At 72.1% G+C, this 17,066-nt stretch carries 19 protein-coding genes and 1 riboswitch; of the genes, 11 read left to right on the forward strand and 8 right to left on the reverse strand.

All coding sequences use genetic code 11. The features are described from left to right. Positions 1-2 precede the first annotated feature (2 nt). From K8W59_RS04660 to K8W59_RS04690, 7 genes are all read right to left on the reverse strand, one after another. Positions 3-860: an amino acid ABC transporter permease gene (locus K8W59_RS04660; RefSeq protein ID WP_223397582.1), complete on the reverse strand. Its 858-nt coding sequence runs from the start codon at positions 858-860 to the stop codon at positions 3-5. Beyond that, positions 857-1,540: an amino acid ABC transporter permease gene (locus tag K8W59_RS04665; protein ID WP_223397583.1), complete on the reverse strand. Its 684-nt coding sequence runs from the start codon at positions 1,538-1,540 to the stop codon at positions 857-859. The genes K8W59_RS04660 and K8W59_RS04665 overlap by 4 nt, the downstream gene beginning before the upstream one ends. Positions 1,541-1,620: 80 nt before the next feature. Further along, positions 1,621-2,520 carry a glutamate ABC transporter substrate-binding protein gene (locus K8W59_RS04670; RefSeq protein WP_223397584.1) on the reverse strand — a complete coding sequence of 300 codons (900 nt, stop codon included), beginning with the start codon at positions 2,518-2,520 and terminating at the stop codon, positions 1,621-1,623. Between the two features lie 57 nt (positions 2,521-2,577). After that, on the reverse strand, positions 2,578-3,354 hold the full coding sequence (locus K8W59_RS04675; RefSeq protein WP_317846308.1) for an amino acid ABC transporter ATP-binding protein: 777 nt from the start codon (positions 3,352-3,354) through the stop codon (positions 2,578-2,580). Positions 3,355-3,428: 74 nt separating this feature from the next. Beyond that, entirely contained in the window at positions 3,429-4,409 is a 981-nt protein-coding gene (locus K8W59_RS04680) for a hypothetical protein (protein WP_223397585.1), read from the reverse strand. After that, on the reverse strand, positions 4,403-5,038 hold the full coding sequence (locus tag K8W59_RS04685) for a hypothetical protein (protein ID WP_223397586.1): 636 nt from the start codon (positions 5,036-5,038) through the stop codon (positions 4,403-4,405). The genes K8W59_RS04680 and K8W59_RS04685 overlap by 7 nt, the downstream gene beginning before the upstream one ends. A 259-nt stretch (positions 5,039-5,297) precedes the next feature. Continuing rightward, positions 5,298-5,780 carry a hypothetical protein gene (locus K8W59_RS04690; RefSeq protein WP_223397587.1) on the reverse strand — a complete coding sequence of 161 codons (483 nt, stop codon included), beginning with the start codon at positions 5,778-5,780 and terminating at the stop codon, positions 5,298-5,300. Between the two features lie 293 nt (positions 5,781-6,073). Here K8W59_RS04690 and miaB point away from each other — a divergent pair, with 293 nt between their 5' ends. After that, positions 6,074-7,621 (forward strand): tRNA (N6-isopentenyl adenosine(37)-C2)-methylthiotransferase MiaB, encoded by a 1,548-nt coding sequence (gene miaB, locus K8W59_RS04695; protein WP_223397588.1) that lies wholly within the window; start codon positions 6,074-6,076, stop codon positions 7,619-7,621. 58 nt (positions 7,622-7,679) lie between these two features. Here miaB and K8W59_RS04700 read toward each other — a convergent pair whose 3' ends face one another. Next, positions 7,680-8,798 carry a magnesium and cobalt transport protein CorA gene (locus K8W59_RS04700; protein WP_317846309.1) on the reverse strand — a complete coding sequence of 373 codons (1,119 nt, stop codon included), beginning with the start codon at positions 8,796-8,798 and terminating at the stop codon, positions 7,680-7,682. 100 nt (positions 8,799-8,898) lie between these two features. On the opposite strand from K8W59_RS04700, the gene K8W59_RS04705 reads away from it, so the two are divergent. From K8W59_RS04705 to K8W59_RS04750, 10 genes are all read left to right on the forward strand, one after another. After that, a complete protein-coding gene (locus K8W59_RS04705; protein ID WP_223397589.1) occupies positions 8,899-9,384 on the forward strand; it encodes a hypothetical protein in 486 nt (161 codons plus the stop codon). Beyond that, positions 9,384-9,941, forward strand: coding sequence for a nucleotidyltransferase family protein (locus K8W59_RS04710; RefSeq protein ID WP_223397590.1), 558 nt, complete (start codon positions 9,384-9,386; stop codon positions 9,939-9,941). The genes K8W59_RS04705 and K8W59_RS04710 overlap by 1 nt, the downstream gene beginning before the upstream one ends. Positions 9,942-10,066: 125 nt before the next feature. After that, on the forward strand, positions 10,067-10,834 hold the full coding sequence (locus K8W59_RS04715) for an SDR family NAD(P)-dependent oxidoreductase (protein ID WP_223397591.1): 768 nt from the start codon (positions 10,067-10,069) through the stop codon (positions 10,832-10,834). 52 nt (positions 10,835-10,886) lie between these two features. Continuing rightward, entirely contained in the window at positions 10,887-11,774 is an 888-nt protein-coding gene (locus tag K8W59_RS04720) for an AAA family ATPase (RefSeq protein WP_223397592.1), read from the forward strand. Further along, entirely contained in the window at positions 11,771-12,916 is a 1,146-nt protein-coding gene (locus tag K8W59_RS04725; RefSeq protein ID WP_223397593.1) for a vWA domain-containing protein, read from the forward strand. Before K8W59_RS04720 ends, K8W59_RS04725 begins: the two co-directional genes overlap by 4 nt. Then, a complete protein-coding gene (locus K8W59_RS04730; RefSeq protein WP_223397594.1) occupies positions 12,909-14,048 on the forward strand; it encodes an XdhC family protein in 1,140 nt (379 codons plus the stop codon). The genes K8W59_RS04725 and K8W59_RS04730 overlap by 8 nt, the downstream gene beginning before the upstream one ends. Before the next feature lie 87 nt (positions 14,049-14,135). Beyond that, positions 14,136-14,202: riboswitch (guanidine-III (ykkC-III) riboswitch) on the forward strand. Between the two features lie 14 nt (positions 14,203-14,216). Next, positions 14,217-14,531, forward strand: a complete 315-nt coding sequence (locus tag K8W59_RS04735) for a DMT family transporter (RefSeq protein WP_223397595.1) — start codon at positions 14,217-14,219, stop codon at positions 14,529-14,531. Position 14,532: 1 nt separating this feature from the next. Next, entirely contained in the window at positions 14,533-14,856 is a 324-nt protein-coding gene (locus tag K8W59_RS04740) for a DMT family transporter (protein ID WP_223397597.1), read from the forward strand. Between the two features lie 195 nt (positions 14,857-15,051). Further along, the gene (gene mftD, locus K8W59_RS04745) at positions 15,052-16,236 is read left to right on the forward strand and encodes a pre-mycofactocin synthase MftD (protein ID WP_223397599.1); all 1,185 of its coding nucleotides are present in this window, start codon (positions 15,052-15,054) and stop codon (positions 16,234-16,236) included. Continuing rightward, on the forward strand, positions 16,233-17,027 hold the full coding sequence (locus K8W59_RS04750; RefSeq protein ID WP_223397600.1) for a mycofactocin-coupled SDR family oxidoreductase: 795 nt from the start codon (positions 16,233-16,235) through the stop codon (positions 17,025-17,027). The genes mftD and K8W59_RS04750 overlap by 4 nt, the downstream gene beginning before the upstream one ends. Positions 17,028-17,066: the final 39 nt, after the last annotated feature.

The following is a 17,066-nucleotide window of genomic DNA, read 5'->3' on the forward strand; positions in this document are numbered from 1 at the left end:
CCTCACGCCTGCGTGGGCGCCGCCGCGACGTTGCTGACCTCGAGGATCCTCCGCTCGCCGACGTAGCGCCGCTGCACCCAGGTCGCCAGGCCGGTCAGCAGCAGGTTCACCGCGATGTAGATGCCGGCGAAGACCAGGACGGTGGCGACCTGGTTGTCGAAGCGCTGGTAGATCGGCCGGATCAGCGCGGTGAGCCCCGGCGCGACGATGTAGTAGCCGAGGCTGGTGTCCTTCAGCGCCACGATGCACTGGCTGATGATCGCCGGGATCATGATCTTCACCGCCTGCGGCAGCAGGATCAGCGTGGTGACCTGGGTCTTGCGCAGGCCGATGGCGTACGCCGCCTCCGCCTGGCCGCGGGGCACCGCCAGGATGCCGGCGCGGAACACCTCCGCGAGCACGGCGCCGTTGTAGAGCATCAGCGCCACGATCACCGACCAGTAGGCGCGGGAGTCCACGTCGCTGACCCGGTTGAAGATCGCGTAGAACGCCAGGATCATCAGCATCAGCACGGGGACGGCGCGGAAGAACTCCACCACCAGCCAGCACACCCAGCGGATGGCGCGGTGGTCCGAGAGCTTCCCGACGCCGAAGATCACCCCGAAGACGACCGCGGCGACCACCGCCAGGCCGGCCATCTGCAGGGTCTGGAGCAGCCCGTCGACCAGGATCGCCTCGACGTAGGCGGGGGTGACGTAGACCTCCCACTTGTCGTAGCCGAGGTGGCCGCCGGCGGCCAGTCGCCAGATCGCGAACGCGATGACGGCGACGAGCAGCACCGTGCCGACGACGGTGTAGACCCGGTGCCGGGCGCGGGTGCGCGGCCCGGGTGCGTCGAAGAGGACCCCGCCGGCGCTCATGCGATCCTCCAGCGGCGCTCCAGGAGCATGGAGACGGCCGAGAGCAGCTCGACCAGGATGACGTAGCCGAGGGCGAAGGCGATGAAGATCCACCAGCGGTCGGTGGTGTACTCGTTGGTGAACGAGCGCATCCGGGAGACCGCCTCGGCGACCCCGAAGACGGCGGCCACCGAGGTGTTCTTCAGCTGCGCGATCAGGGTGCTCGCCAGGGGAGGTACGGCGGCCCGCACGGCCTGCGGCAGCACCACCTCGCGCAGCACCCCGCCGAAGGGGAGCCCGATCGCCCGCGCCGCCTCCGCCTGGCCCAGCGGCACTGCGTTCACCCCGCTGCGCAGCGCCTCGCAGACGAACGCCGCGGAGTAGAGGCCCAGCGAGACCACCGCCGAGGCGAAGAAGGAGTTGAGGTCGAAGCCGGCGACGGTGACGTCGAGCCAGTTGAACCGCAGCCCGATCTTGGGCCCGGCGACGGCGAAGAACATGAAGACGAGCAGCAGCGGGGTGTTGCGCACCACGGTGACGTAGGTGGCCGCGGCCCGGCGCAGCACCGCGACCGGCCCGACCCGCATCGAGACCAGCAGCAGCCCCAGCAGCAGCGAGAGCACCGCGCTGAAGAGGAAGATCAGCACGGTGTAGCCGAACGCGCGCAGCACCTGATCGAAGTTCTCCAGGACGGTGTCCATGCGTGGGTCCTCCTCTCGGTTCAGTCAGTCGGCGTGGCAGTGCCGGGGCGGTCTGCGCGACCGCCCCGGCACCGGGGTGATCAGGACTCGCAGGAGTCCATCTCGGGGAACTCCGGCGTCTCCACGCCCGAGGGGCCGAGCGTGGACTCGAAGGCCTCAGCCCACTGGCCGTCCTCGTTGGCCTGGGTGAGCGTGTCCACGATCCACTGGCACATCTCCGGGTTGTCCTTGTTGTAGCCGACGCCGATCCGCTCCTCGGAGAACGGCTCGCCGACCACCTTGAGCTCGCCCTCGTTCTCCGCGGCGAGCCCGGCGAGGATGGAGCCGTCGGTGGACACCGCGTCCACGCCGCCGCTCATCAGCCGGTCGACGCAGTCGGTGTAGCTGTCCAGGGGCACGCCCTTCATGCCCTCGGCCTCGATGTTCTCCAGCGAGGTGGAGCCGGAGGCGGCGCACACCCGCTTGCCCTGGAGGTCCTCGGTGCTCTCGACGTCGCTGTCGGCGGGCACGAGCAGCTGCTGGCCGGTGACCATGTAGGGGCCGGCCTGGCCGACCAGCTGGCGCCGCTCGTCGGTGATGGAGTACGTCGCCAGCACCAGGTCGACGGTCCCGTCCTGCAGGAACGGCTCGCGGTTGTCGGAGATGGTCTCCACCCACTCCACCTTGGAGGTGTCCTCCGGGTCGATGCCGAGGCTGGCCACCAGGATCTTGGCCATCTCGATGTCGAAGCCGGTCGGGACGTCGGAGGCGGCGTCCTTGTAGCCCAGCCCGGGCTGGTCGTACTTCACGCCGACCTTGATCTTGCCCGCGTCGGCCAGCTCCTTCATCTTGGTCCCGTCGTCGAACTGCGAGGCGGCGTCCTCCTTGACCTCGACGTCGGGGCCGTCCCCGGCGCTGCCGCCGCCGGCGTCCCCGCAGGCGGCCAGGGCGAGCATCAACCCCGTGGTCGCCATCGCGGCGACGGTGCTCCTGACTCTCATCTCATCTCCCTGATTCCGGCCACGGTGCGCGGCCTGTGGTGGTGGGTGGTTGGCTCGTCAGTGCTGCAGGATCTTGCTGAGGAAGTCGCGGGCGCGCTCCGAGCGCGGGTTGCCGAAGAACTCCTCGGGGGTGTTCTCCTCCACGATCGCGCCGTCGGACATGAAGACCACCCGGTGTGCCGCCGTACGCGCGAAGCCCATCTCGTGGGTGACCACGACCATGGTCATGCCCTGCTCGGCGAGCTCGACCATCACGTCGAGGACCTCCTTGATCATCTCCGGGTCCAGCGCCGAGGTCGGCTCGTCGAAGAGCATCACCTTCGGGTCCATCGCCAGGGCGCGGGCGATCGCCACCCGCTGCTGCTGGCCGCCGGAGAGCTGGGCGGGGTACTTCTCCGCCTGGTGGCCCACGCCGACCCGGTCGAGCAGCCGGCGCGCCTCGGTCTCCGCGTCCGCCCGGCTCAGCCCGCGCACCTTGATCGGGCCGAGGGTGACGTTCTCCAGGACGGTCTTGTGCGCGAACAGGTTGAAGCTCTGGAAGACCATGCCGACGTCCGCGCGCAGCCGGGCCAGCTCCTTGCCCTCCTGGGGGAGCTCCTCGCCGTCGATGGTGATCGAGCCGTCGTCGATCGGCTCCAGCCGGTTGATCGTGCGGCACAGCGTGGACTTGCCCGAGCCGGACGGGCCGATGACTACCACGACCTCGCCGCGGTGGACGGTCAGATCGATGTCCTTGAGGGCGTGCAGCGAGCCGAAGTGCTTGTTCACGTCGCTGAGGACGACCAGGGGCTCGCCCGTGGGACGCGCGGCGGGCTCGGCGGCAGGGACCGTCATGGGCCGGACCCTATCGGTGGAGTGTGACCTGGGCCACGCAACCGGGCCGGTCGTGTCGCGGTTGTGACCTGCGCTCAGCCGACCTGGTTGACCAGGGCCTGCGACTCGGCGACCACCACGGGCTGGGTGAAGCTCGAGGACAGGGGGTCGATGTCGCCCTGCGGGGTGCCGTTGAAGGACCAGGTCAGCGTCCACTGCGTGTCCGCGGTGACCTCGGAGGTGCCCGCGCGGTCGAAGGCGAGAGTGCACTCGCTGCTCGCCCCCTGGCTCCACTCCACGCCGGTGCCCTCGCACGGCACCGCGCCGGCGTTGGTGGCGGAGAAGGTCACGTCGGAGAGGGTGGCGTCCACGGTCACGCTGTTCTGACCGGCCGTCGCGGTGACCGAGCCCTCCTGGGTCGGGTCGGAGAGCCAGAACCAGGTGTCCATGTTCACCAGGGTGTCGAAGGGCCCCGACGCGTCGGGGTTGTACTCGAACTCCGGCTCGGGCACCTCCATGGCCTCCTGGGCGGCCATCAGCAGGATCTCCGGCGGCACCGGGGGCGTCGGCGGCGTCTCGCCCGGCCTGACGAAGGCCCCGTCGTAGCGGGCGAAGTAGTCCTCGACGTAGGCGTCGAACTCCGCCGGGCTCATGTCGGGGACCCAGGAGTTCGAACAACCGGGGAAGTACCAGTAGCCGCCCTCCGGCCCGAGGTCCTTGTACTTCTCGTAGCCCTCGAAGGGCTTCCAGTCGCCGTTCTCCGCCTCGCGGCTGCCCTGGCCGTTGATCGTCCCGTCCTTGACGCCCTGGAAGTACTCCTTGCCGGTCCAGCCCTGGTACCAGACGCACGGCGTCGGGACCCGCACCGTGGTGCTCCCACCGGTGGACCCGGCGCTGCCGCCGCGGACCAGCGAGCCGGTCACGGTCACGGTCACGTTGCCGCCCTCGGTCTCCACGCAGCCCACGGCCGCGCCACCGCAGTCCGCGGCCGTGGCCGGGGCGGTCATCGACCCGAGAAGGACGAGACCCCCGGCGGCGCAGGTGGTCGCCAGGGTCGCGAACAGGGCTCTCAACATTGCTTCTGCTCCTCGGTGTCGTATTGCGCCACCCGCCAGGTGCCTCCCGCGGAGGTGAGCACCACCCGGGCGGCGAGGCGGCTCGGGCCGGTGATCGGCTCGGGGGTTCCGTTGCGGACCAGCTCGAGGTCGCTGCCGTCGATGCACAGGTCCAGCGTGGCGGCCTCGGCGCTGCTGCCGCCCCAGTCGGCCTGGATGTCGGCCGTGCCCCGGTAGCGGATGTCGTTGCTGGTCAGGTAGTTCACCGTCGTCTGCATGGTGGCGAGCATGGCGTCGGTGGCGTTGTCGGTCACCAGCGTGTTCGGCTCGGCCGTGCGGCTCAGCTGCCGCATCCCGCGCTCGTAGTCGACGTACGCCGCGAGCGCGCCCTGCTGGTTCTCGTCCTCGGTCTCGGGGAGGTCGAGCTCCAGGCCCACCTCGGGGTACGACGTCGCGAGCTCGCCGTCGTCGGCGGCCGCGTCCCCGCCGCCACCGGCCGCCTCGGCGGAGGCTCCACCGTCGGCGGACTCGCTGGAGCCGGGGATGTCGACGGTCTCCTGTGCCGGGTCGTCGGAGGAGCAGGCGGTCGCCCCGAGGAGCAGGACCAGGCCCAGCACGGGCGCGACCGGGCCGCGCGGCACACGGCGCATGGAACCCCCCGGGTCTCGTCACAAGAGAACAAACGTGGGGAGTGTACGCGGATCACACTCGTTCGGGGGAGGCCCTGGCCCAGATCCTGGGCCGGCGGATTCCGGCGCCCTGCTGGCGCGGTCAGATCCTGGCTGAGGGGCGACCAAGGACCGCGTGGTGGTAGTAGCCCCGGGCCCAATGGCCGAAGTCGGTAGCGACTTCGGCTGACGGGATTGTCCACCATCGCGGTGCCCGGCGCTAGGTGCGCCGGTCGCGCGCTTAGGGCTCCCACATGTCGAGCGTGATGGCCTCGATGCGCCCACGGTCGTTAAGAAACAGATCGACGGTGAACCACGACAAGCATCCGTCGATCGTCCTCGGTGAAGGTTGGATTGATATGCGCTGGTGGCTCTCGAAGCCATTCGGTGCTGGGACTGCCGGTGCGGCGCAGTGGGGGTGCTGCCCAATCGAGGCCCTAAATGCACCTCCGTTGCGCTCGACCTCCGTGGAGCCGAGATCGTCCGCGTGGCGACGGATCGGATCCAAGGCGCTGAACGGACCCATGTGCCCCCGGAAGCTGTCGGCACGGATCACCCATGCTCCTGGTTCAGCCGCCTGCGGTCGAAACAACACGGCCTCAAGGTTCTTACCCAGCCCGAGGCGCACCTCCTTGGCCAGCGGTAGTGCCCCGGCGCGATCTGCCGTCGGTCGTACGGCGAACGCCACGAATTCGCGAAGGATCCGAACGTCCTGTGCGGACACGGCCGCTGAGGGTGTCGCGATTGGGTGGGCAGAGGAGGCGGTCGGCGGAGCTGTCGAATCGGGACCCCCTACCGCGGACCCGCCGTCGCTGCAGCCCGCGGCGAGCAACAGCGGCGCGATGATCACGGTTGCCAGGTTTGCTCGCAGCATCGCCTGCCCCCATCCGCCGGGCGCTGAGGCCCGACTCGTCTCAATATAGATCCTGCGAGCGTGTTGGAGCCGGCGCAAAGTCAACGCCGCAGCGCAAAGCGGAGTTCTGCGATGCGCCGGACGCGCCGTACTCTGGAAGCGCCATGACCAGCACCGCCGCCCAGCCCCGCACCTACGAGGTCCGCACCTACGGGTGCCAGATGAACGTTCACGACTCCGAGCGCCTGACCGGGCTGCTGGAGGACGCCGGGTACGTCGCCGCCGGTGACGACGAGCAGGCCGACGTGGTCGTCTTCAACACCTGTGCGGTGCGGGAGAACGCCGACAACCGGCTCTACGGCAACCTCGGCCACCTGGCGCCGGTCAAGGCCCAGCGACCGGGGATGCAGATCGCGGTGGGTGGCTGCATGGCGCAGAAGGACCGCGATCAGGTGGTGCGGCGCGCCCCGTGGGTCGACGTCGTGTTCGGCACCCACAACATCGGGTCCCTCCCGGCGCTGCTGGAGCGCGCGCGGGTGCAGGAGGAGGCCCAGGTCGAGATCCTGGAGTCGCTGGAGGTCTTCCCCTCCACGCTCCCGACCCGGCGGGAGTCGCCGTACGCCGCCTGGGTGAGCATCTCGGTCGGCTGCAACAACACCTGCACCTTCTGCATCGTGCCCAGCTTGCGTGGCAAGGAGCAGGACCGCCGGCCAGGGGACATCCTGGCCGAGATTCGCGCACTGGTGGCCGACGGCGTTCAGGAGGTCACGCTGCTGGGGCAGAACGTCAATTCGTACGGCGTGGGCTTCGGCGACCGGCAGGCCTTCTCCAAGCTGCTGCGCGCCTGCGGGGAGATCGACGGGCTGGAGCGGGTGCGCTTCACCTCGCCGCACCCGGCCGAGTTCACCGACGACGTGATCGAGGCGATGGCGCAGACACCGAACGTGATGCACCAGCTGCACATGCCGCTGCAGTCCGGCTCGGACCGGGTGCTCAAGGCGATGCGCCGGTCCTATCGGCAGCGGAAGTTCCTCGGGATCCTGGAGCGGGTGCGTACGGCGATGCCGGACGCGGCCATCTCCACCGACATCATCGTCGGCTTCCCCGGCGAGACCGAGGAGGACTTCCAGGCCACCCTCGACGTGGTGCGCGAGGCGCGCTTCGCGCAGGCGTTCACCTTCCAGTACTCCATCCGGCCCGGCACGCCCGCCGCCACGATGCCGGACCAGGTGCCGCCGGAGGTGGTGAAGGAGCGCTACCAGCGGCTCGCCGCCCTGGTCGAGGAGATCGCCTGGGAGGAGAACAAGCGGCTCGTCGGCACGCAGGTCGAGCTGATGGTCGCCGAGGGGGAGGGGCGCAAGGACGCCGCCACCCATCGGCTCTCGGGGCGCGGCCCGGACAACCGGCTGGTGCACTTCAACCCGGAGCTGTCGACAAGCGCCGACTCGGGGTCAACTGGCGCCGACTGGGCGTCAACAAGCGCCGACTCGGCGATTCGGCCGGGGGACATGGTGACGGTGGAGATCACCTACGCCGCGCCGCACCACCTGGTGGCGGAGGGGCCGGTGCTGGCGGTCCGCCGTACCCGCTCCGGGGACGCCTGGGCGGCCCGCAACGGCCGGGCGCCCGCCGAGCCGGCGGCGGCCGTCGGGCTGGGCATGCCGGGGGTCGGCGTACCCGCTCCGCTCCCGCCCGCCCCCTCCTGCGGCTGACCTCACGCAGAGTGCGGCGCCGTCCGCAACGGGTCGTCTGCTCGCCTGTGGACAACCCTCACAGCCAGCCGCGCTTCTTGAACACCAGGTAGAGGATCACCGGCACGGCCAGCATGAGCAGGAGCGCGTAGGCGTAGCCGTAGCGCCAGCCGAGCTCGGGCATGTGCTCGAAGTTCATGCCGTACGCCGACGCGATGACCGTCGGCGCGAACAGGATGGCCGCCCAGGAGGAGATCCGCTTGACCTCCTCGCTCTGCTGGTAGCCCGCCTCCGAGAGCCGCGCCATCTCCTCGTTCTGCCCCTGCGAGACCAGGGTCGCGTTCACCGTGAGGATGTCGCGCAGCAGCTGGCGGAAGCCCTCGACCTGCTCGGCCGCGCTGATCACGTGGTCCTCCACGTCGCGCAGGTAGCGCTGCAGCTCCTCGTCGGTGGCGTACTTGTCGAAGCCGCGGCGCAGCGAGTCCGAGATCCGCACCAGCGGCGCGATCGCCCGCTGCAGCTCGATCACCTCGCGGGAGAGCTGGTAGATGCGGCGCGACACCGCCGGGTCGCCGCCGAAGACCTCGGTCTCGATCTCGTCGATGTCCTGCGCCAGGCCCTGCACCACCGGGCTGAAGTCATCGACGACCCGGTCCATGACCGCGTAGAGGATCGCCTCCGTGCCCAGACGCAGCAGGTCCGGGTTGGACTCCAGGCGGGCTCGGACGCCGGACAGGTCGGGCGCCTCGGAGTGCCGGACGGTCACCACGAAGTCGGGGCCGACGAACAGGTGCACCTCGCCGAGCTCGACCGACTCGGACTCGTCGAGGTAGCGGGCCGCGCGCAGGACGACGAACAGGGTGTCGCCGTACCGCTCCAGCTTCGGCCGCTGGTGCGCCATGATCGCGTCCTCGACGGCGAGCTCGTGCAGGTCGAACTCCTGCGCCACCGACCGCAGCTCCTCGTGCGTGGGGCGGTAGAGGCCGATCCACGCGATCCCGCCCTCGTGCTCGCGCAGGGACCGGTAGGTCTCCGGCAGGCCGTGCGGCGAGTCCACCCGGTCGCCGTCGACGTAGACCGCCGAGTCCACCACCGACTCGCGCCCCTCGCGGACCGGGATGTTCTCGCCCTCGGTGGGCAGCAGCACGGTACGCCGCCGCCGGGAGCGGGGGAGGAAGCGTGAGGTCTCGCGGGTCACCGGTCAAGCCTAGTCCCCGGTTACCCTCCCCAGGGACGGAGCCGCGGGGCTCCGCCGTACGTCTGATCGTCGAGTCGATCGCCTGTGGAGGAGGGCCTGGATGCGTGAGGTACGCCGGCTGCTCGCCGTCGCGGTGACGGCCGGGTTGTTCGGGGTCGCCGCCTGTGGGGGCGGCGGTGCGTCATCCTCCTCGGCCCCGTCGCCGTCGCCTTCCACGTCGGCTCCGTCGGGGTCCGCACCTGCGCTCGAGCTCACCCTGTCCGCTGCCCCACCCGGACGGTGTGTGCCCCCGACCGCGGACGCGCTGCGGCGCCTGGCCGAGCACGCGTTCGCCGGCCGGGTCGTCGAGGCCGCTGGCGGCCGGGTCGTGCTCCGGGCCGAGGAGTGGTTCCACCCCTCCGAGGCGCCCGACCGCGTGGTCGTCGCCGGTGGCGGCGGTGGGCGCCGGACGACGGCCGGCGCGCCGTCGCTCGTGGCGGGGGAGCGCTACCTGGTCGCGGCCAATGCGGACGGCCGGGTACTCGCCTGCGGGCTCAGCGGGCCGGACGCCCCGGCCCTGCGGCAGCTGTATGCGAGCGCGTTCTGATGCGGGTCCGGGGTCTGCTGCTCGCCGCTGGGGCGGGGCGGCGGATGGGGCAGCCGAAGGCGCTGGTCCGTGACGAGGACGGCACCTCGTGGCTGCTGCGCGCGATCGCCTCGCTGCGGCCGTGCGACGGGGTGACCGTGGTGCTGGGAGCGGGGGCGGACGAGGCGGCGCGCCTGCTGCCGCTCTCGGTCGACCTGGTCATCGCCCCGGACTGGGAGAGCGGGATGGGCGCGTCGCTGCGCGCCGGTATCGGGGGCGTCTCCGCCGACTACGACGCCGTCCTGGTCTCGCTCGTGGACCTGCCCGACGTCAGCTCCGCGGTGGTCGCGCGGGTGCTGGGCGCCGGGACCGGGCCCGGCGTGCTCGCGCGGGCGGCGTACGGCGGAACGCCCGGACACCCCGTCCTCCTCGGTCGCGACCACTGGGCCGCTGCCACCGCGACCGCCAGCGGCGATCGGGGCGCGCGGGACTACCTCACCGCCGCGGCGGACGCGGGCGACCTGACCCTCGTCGAGTGCGGCGACCTGGCGACCGGGGCGGACGTCGACTCCCGCTGAGTCGGCGCTTCTTCACCCCGACTCGGCGTGAACAAGCGCCGACTCGGGGTGAACAAGCGCCGACTCGGGGTGAACAAGCGCCGACTCGGGGTGAACAAGCGCCGACTCGGCACTAGGGTCAGGGGGTGAACGACTACGTCTCCGGGCTGTTCTCCCAGGAGGGGCGCCGCGCCCTGGTGACCGGCGGCAGCTCGGGCATCGGGTACGCGGTGGCGGAGGCGCTCGGCCGGGCGGGCGCGCAGGTGCACCTGATCTCGCGGCACGTCGGACGGCTCGAGCATGCGGTCGGACGGCTGGTCGAGCAGGGGATCCATGCGAGCGGCACCGCGGCGAACCTGGGGGACGGGGAGCAGCTGGCCGAGCTGTGCACCTACGATGTCGTCACCGGGGCCGACGTACTCGTCACCGCCGCGGGCGTGAACCACCGCCCTCCCCTGGAGGAGACCTCGCCGCGAGTGCTGGAGGAGACCCTGGCGGTGAACCTGCTCGCGCCGTACCACCTCGGCCAGGCCGCCGGGCCGCGGATGGCTCAGCGCGGCTTCGGCCGGATCGTCAACGTCGGCTCCCAGCAGTCCTGGTCGGCGTTCGGCAGGTCCGGCGTCTACGGGATCGCCAAAGCCGGGATCGGCGGCCTCACCCGCTCCCAGGCCGAGGCGTGGGGCGGCCGCGGCGTCACCGCCAACGCGCTGGTCCCCGGCTTCGTCGTCACGCCGATGACCGAGGCGACGGTCGCCCAGCCGGGGCGGGAGGAGGAGCTGGCCGCGCGCACCTTCCTCGGGAGGAACGGCGAGCCGGCGGACTTCGCCAGCGCCGTCCTCTTCCTGGCCTCGCCGGCGTCGTCGTACGTCACCGGCGTGATGCTGCCCGTCGACGGCGGCTTCTCGGTGCACTGACGCGGTCGTCCGCCAACGCAGCGCCAACGTGGGCGGACGTAGATTGGCCGGTATGACGGACTCCCCGGCCACCCCCGCCGCGCCCGACGACGTCGCGCAGCTGCTCGAGCGCACCGGATACCTCAGCGACGACGCGCTCGCGACGGTCGCCTGGCTGGCCCTGGACATGGGGCGCCCGCTGCTCCTCGAGGGCGAGCCCGGCACCGGCAAGACCGCGCTCGCGGAGGGGCTGGCCGAGGCGCTGGGCCTCGACCTGATCCGGCTGCAGTGCTACGAGGGCATCGACGCCACCCAGGCGCTCTTCGACTGGGACTTCCCCCGGCAGATCCTGCACCTGCGCGCGCTCGAGGCGAGCGGCAGCGTGGAGAGCGAGGAGGCGGAGAAGAGCCTGTACGACGAGCGCTTCCTGCTCGCTCGACCGGTGCTGCGGGCGCTCCAGCAAGCGCCTGCGGTGCTGCTGGTCGACGAGGTGGACCGCGCCGACGACGAGTTCGAGGCGTTCCTGCTGGAGGTGCTCTCGACCTACCAGGTCTCCATCCCCGAGCTCGGCACGGTGGCGGCGAGCACGCCGCCGCTGGTGGTGCTCACCTCCAACCGCACGCGCGAGCTGCACGACGCGCTGAAGCGGCGCTGCCTCTACCACTGGATCGACCACCCGGGCCTGGAGCGCGAGGTGCAGATCGTCCGCAGCCGCGCGCCCGAGGTCAGCGAGACGCTGGCCCGCCAGGTCGTCACCGCGGTGCAGCAGCTGCGCGACAGCGGCGACCTGCTCAAGCCGCCCGGGGTGGCGGAGACCCTCGACTGGGCGCGGGCGCTGCAGCGGCTCGGCACCACCGAGCTCGACCTCGACACCGCCGCGCGCACGCTGGGCGCGCTGGTGAAGTACCGCGAGGACGCCGACCGGGTGAAGCACGCCCTGGACCGGGTGCTCGCCGGATGACCGTCGCCGGTCCCGGGTTCGAGTCGGTCGTGGGCTCGACGAGCCGGCACGCGCCCGACGAGCTGCTGCTCGGGTTCGCCCGGGCGCTGCGGGCGGCCGGCGTACCCGTCACCCACGACCGTTCGGCGACCTTCCTGGACGCGGTCTCCCGGGTGGGGCTGGGCGACCCCCGCGGCGTCTACTGGGCCGGGCGCGCGACGCTGTGCAGCAGCCCGGACGACGTGGCCCGCTTCGACGACGTGTACGACGCGTGGTTCCTCGCCAGCGAGGGGCTGCCGCGGACCGTGCAGCGGCAGCGCAGCCAGCCCCGGAACGCCCCCCTGCCGACCGAGGAGGGCGGCGGCGAGGCGGGCGAGATGGACGAGGAGGACCTCATCCGGGCCGCGGCCTCGGAGACCGAGGTGCTCCGGCATAGGGACGTCGCCGACCTCAGCAACGCCGAGAAGGCGCTGCTCAACCAGATGCTCGACGCGCTGCGCCCCCGGGTGCCGCGACGTCGCGCGCACCGCCGTACTCCCTGGCATCGCGGCGACGTCGACCCGGGCCGCACCCTGCGCACGATGCTGCGCCAGCACGGCGAGCCCGGACGGGTGGCCTGGCGGCGGCGGGGAACACGCGCGCGCCGTCTGGTGCTGTTGGTCGATGTGAGCGGTTCGATGAGCTCCTATGCCGATGCGCTGCTGCGGCTGGCGCACCGGTTCGTCGCGGCCGGCCACACCGACGTGTTCACGGTCGGCACGCGGCTGACGTCGGTGACCCGGGCGCTGCGCCATCGCGACCCCGAGCGCGCGCTGATCGCCGCCGGCGAGGCTGTGCCGGACTGGTCCGGCGGGACCCGGCTGGGCGAGACGCTGCGGGCGTTCCTGGACCGGTGGGGGCAGCGCGGCCTGGCCCGCGGCGCGGTCGTGGTGATCTTCTCCGACGGCTGGGAGCGTGGCGACGCCTCGCTGCTGGGCGAGCAGACCGCCCGGGTGCAGCGGCTCGCGCACCGGGTGGTGTGGGTCAACCCGCATCGCGGGCGGGCGGGCTACGAGCCGATCCAGGGCGGGATCGTGGCGGCGCTGCCGCATGTCGACGACTTCGTGGCCGGGCACTCGCTGGCGACGTACTCCGAGCTGTGTGAGGTGATCGGCCGTGCGTGATGTGCTCTCGGACCTGATGCGGTGGTGGGAGGCCGGAGAGACCGTCGGCGTCGGCACCGTGGTGGCGACCTTCCGCTCCGCGCCGCGGCCGCCGGGCGCCTCGATGCTCGTCGGTCCCGACGGCGAGGCGGTCGGCTCGGTCTCCGGCGGCTGTGTCGAGGGCGCCGTCTACGAGCTCGGCCAGTCGGTGGTCGACTCCGGCGACCCGGTGCTGCAGAGGTACGGCGTCTCCGACGACGACGCCTTCGCCGTCGGCCTGACCTGTGGGGGGATCCTCGACGTCTACGTCGAGAAGGTCTCCCGGGACACCTTCCCCGAGCTGGGGGACATCGCCGCCGACGTGGAGACCGGTCGGCCGGTGGCGCTGGCGACCGTGGTCGACCACCCCGACCCCGAGCGGGTCGGCGGGCGCCTGGTGATCCGTCCCGACGGGTCCGGCGGCGCGGACGTCGCCGGGTCGCTCGGCTCGCCCCGGGCCGACGACGCCGTGCGCGACGATGCGGTCGGGCTGCTGGCCGCCGGGCACAACGCGACCCTGACCTACGGCCCCGACGGAGAGCGCCGCGGCGAGGGGATGCGGGTGTTCGTCTGGGCCTTCGCGCCGCCGCCGCGGATGCTGGTCTTCGGCGCGATCGACTTCGCCGCCGCGGTCGCCAAGGTGGGCTCGTTCCTCGGCTACAAGGTCACCGTGTGCGACGCCCGGCCGGTCTTCGCGACCGCGTCCCGCTTCCCCGACGCCGACGAGGTGGTCGTGGACTGGCCGCACCGGTACCTCACCCAGGAGGCCGAGGCCGGGCGGATCGACTCCCGGACGGTCCTGGCCGTGCTCACCCACGACCCCAAGTTCGACGTACCCCTGCTCGAGGTCGCGCTGCGGCTCGAGGGCGACCGGCGGCCGGCGTACGTCGGCGCGATGGGCTCGCGGCAGACCCACGACGACCGGCTGGAGCGGCTGCGCGAGGCGGGGCTGAGCGAGGAGGAGCTGGAGCGGATGTCCTCCCCGATCGGGCTGGACCTCGGGGCGCGTACTCCCGAGGAGACCGCCGTCTCGATCGCGGCGGAGATCATCGCGCTGCAGTGGGGCGGCTCCGGTGACCGGCTCGCCGACCGCGGCGGCCGGATCCACCACTGAGTCGGCGCTTGTTGACGCCGAGTCGGCGCTTGTTGACCTGGTGGCCGGTCTCACCGGCCATGTCGTCGCGACTCGCCTAGACTGAGAGGGGAGCCCGGCGATCGGGTTCGCGGACGAGGGAGCAGTACCCGCACCACGACAAGACTGCCGCGAAGGGATGCTCTCGCCATGGCATGGATCGTTCTGGTGATATCCGGCATGCTCGAGGCCGTTTGGGCCGCCGCGCTCTCCCAGTCGCACGGCTTCCAACGCCGCGGGCCGACCGTTCTGTTCTTCGTCTCGCTGGTCCTCAGCATGACCGGGCTCGCGTGGGCGATGACGGACCTGCCTACCGGGACGGCGTACGCCGTCTGGGTCGGCATCGGTGCCACGCTCACGGTGCTCTGGGGGATCGCGACCGGGCAGGAGCGGCCGACGCTCGCGCGGATCGGCCTCCTCCTGCTGTTGGTCGGCTCGGTGATCGGCCTGAAGGTGGTGAGCTGACATGGCATGGGTCGTCCTGCTCATCAGCGCCGTCTTCGAGGCCGTCTGGGCCACCGCGCTCGGTATGTCCCACGGCTTCTCCGAGCCCGTGCCCACCACCGTCTTCTTCATCGCGCTGGCCATCAGCATGGCCGGGCTCGGCTGGGCGGTGAAGACGATCCCCATCGGCACGTCGTACGCCGTCTGGGTCGGGGTCGGCGCTGCGCTCACCGTCGGCTTCGCGATGGCGACCGGCGAGGAGTCCGTCTCCCTCGGCAAGCTCGTCTTCATCACCGGGATCATCGCCGCGGTCATCGGGTTGAAGCTCGTTCCGCACGACGACTGAGGACGAGAGGGTCCGGCGTCCGTTTGGGCGTCAACAAGCGCCGACTCGGGGTGAAGTAGCGCCGACTCGGGGTGAAGTAGCGCCGACTCGGGGAGTGGGGGACTGCCCGGACGGGGAGTATCCGACGCCCGGGGCCGCGCCTAGCGTCGAGGTCGACCGAGGCCGACTGCGGCCGACCGAGGTGAGGAGGGCGCGATGGGTGAGTGGTTCGAGACCGTGCTGGAGGCACAGCGGCGCGCGAAGAAGCGGCTGCCCGCGTCGGTCTACTCCGCCCTGCTGGCCGGCTCCGAGCGCGGCATCTCCTATGCCGACAACACCGAGGCCTTCGCCGAGATCGGCTTCGCCCCGCACATCGCCGGCACCCAGGCCGAGCGCGACCAGTCCACCACGGTGATGGGCCAGGAGATCTCCCTGCCGGTGATCATCAGCCCCACGGGGGTCCAGGCGGTCCACCCGGACGGCGAGGTCGCGGTCGCGCGGGCGGCGGCCGCGCGCGGCACGGTGATCGGCCTGAGCTCCTTCGCCTCCAAGCCGGTGGAGGAGGTCGTCGCGGCCAACCCGCAGACGTTCTTCCAGATGTACTGGATGTCGGGCAAGGAGACGATGAGCCAGCGGATGCAGCGCGCCCGCGACGCCGGCGCGGTCGGGCTGATCGCGACGCTGGACTGGTCCTTCTCCCACGGCCGCGACTGGGGCAGCCCCGCGATCCCGGAGAAGCTCGACCTCAAGGCGATGGCATCCTTCGCCCCCGAGGTGATCCGGCGCCCCCGATGGCTGCTGGACTTCGCGAGGTCCGGGGACCTGCCCGACCTCACCGCGCCGAACCTGGCCCCGCCCGAGGGCGGCCCCGGCCCCACGTTCTTCGGCGCCTACGGCGACTGGATGATGAGCGAGCCGCCCACCTGGGACGACATCGCCTGGATGGTCCGGGAGTGGGGCGGCCCCTTCATGCTCAAGGGCATCTCGCGCGTCGACGACGCGCGTCGCGCGGTGGACGCGGGCGTCACCGCCATCTCGGTGTCCAACCACGGGGGCAACAACCTGGACGGTACGCCCGCCCCGATCCGGCTCCTGCCGGCCATCTCCGACGCCGTGGGGGGTGAGGTCGAGGTGGTCATGGACAGCGGCATCCGGCGCGGCAGTGACGTGGTCAAGGCACTGGCGCTGGGAGCTCGGGCGGTCATGATCGGGCGGGCGTACCTGTGGGGGCTGGCCGCGAACGGCCAGGCCGGTGTGGAGAACGTCCTCGACGTGCTCCGCGGCGGCATCGACTCCGCACTGCGCGGGCTGGGCCACGGCTCGGTGCACGACCTGTCGCGGGACGACGTGCTCATCTCCGACGACTTCACCCGGACGCTCGGGGCGGATCGCGTGCGGTGACCGACGCTCCGCGCAGGGTCGCCCTGGTCACCGGCGCCGCCCGGGGCATCGGCGCCGCCTGCGTGCACACGCTCGCGGGGGAGGGGTACGCCGTCCTCGCGGTCGACATCGCCGCCGGTGCGGGCCACGGGCTGCCCGGCGTGGACTATCCCCTCGCCGGCCGGGAGCAGCTGGCCGCGGTGGCCGACGCGCACGAGCACGTGGAGGCACTGGTCGCCGACGTGCGGGACGCGGCGGCGATGCGGGCCGCGGTCGACCGCGCCGAGGCGCGTTGGGGGCGCCTCGACGTCGCGGTCGCGGCTGCCGCGGTCATCGCCGGGGGTGCCCCGCTGTGGGAGGACGACTCCCTGGACGTCCAGTGGGACATCGACGTCCGCGGCGTGTGGCACACCGCGGCGGCGGCCGTGCCGGCGATGCTGCACGGCCCCGAGCCGGCGGGCTGCCGGTTCGTCGCGCTGGCGTCGGTGGCCGGCGACCACGGGCTGTTCCACCTCACGGCCTACACGATGGCCAAGCATGCGGTGGTCGGGCTGGTCCGGGGGCTCGCCGCCGACCTGGCCGGGACGGGGGTGACGGCCGTCGCGGTGTCCCCGGGCGCCGCGCGGACCCGGATGCTCGAGGCGACGGCGGCGATCTACGACGTACCCGTCGAGGACCTCACGGCGCACCAGCTGGCGGGGGAGCCGCTGGATCCCGCGGAGGTCGCGGCGGCCGTCGCCTTCTGCTGCCGCCCCGAGGGCCGGGTGCTCAACGGGTCGGTGGTGGCCGCCGACGGGGGCTTCCGGGGCTGACCTGCCCGGACGGGCAGGTAGGGCCCCTCCGCGCGCCGG

Origin of the sequence: Nocardioides rotundus (genome assembly GCF_019931675.1) — a bacterium.
Lineage (GTDB): Bacteria > Actinomycetota > Actinomycetes > Propionibacteriales > Nocardioidaceae > Nocardioides > Nocardioides rotundus.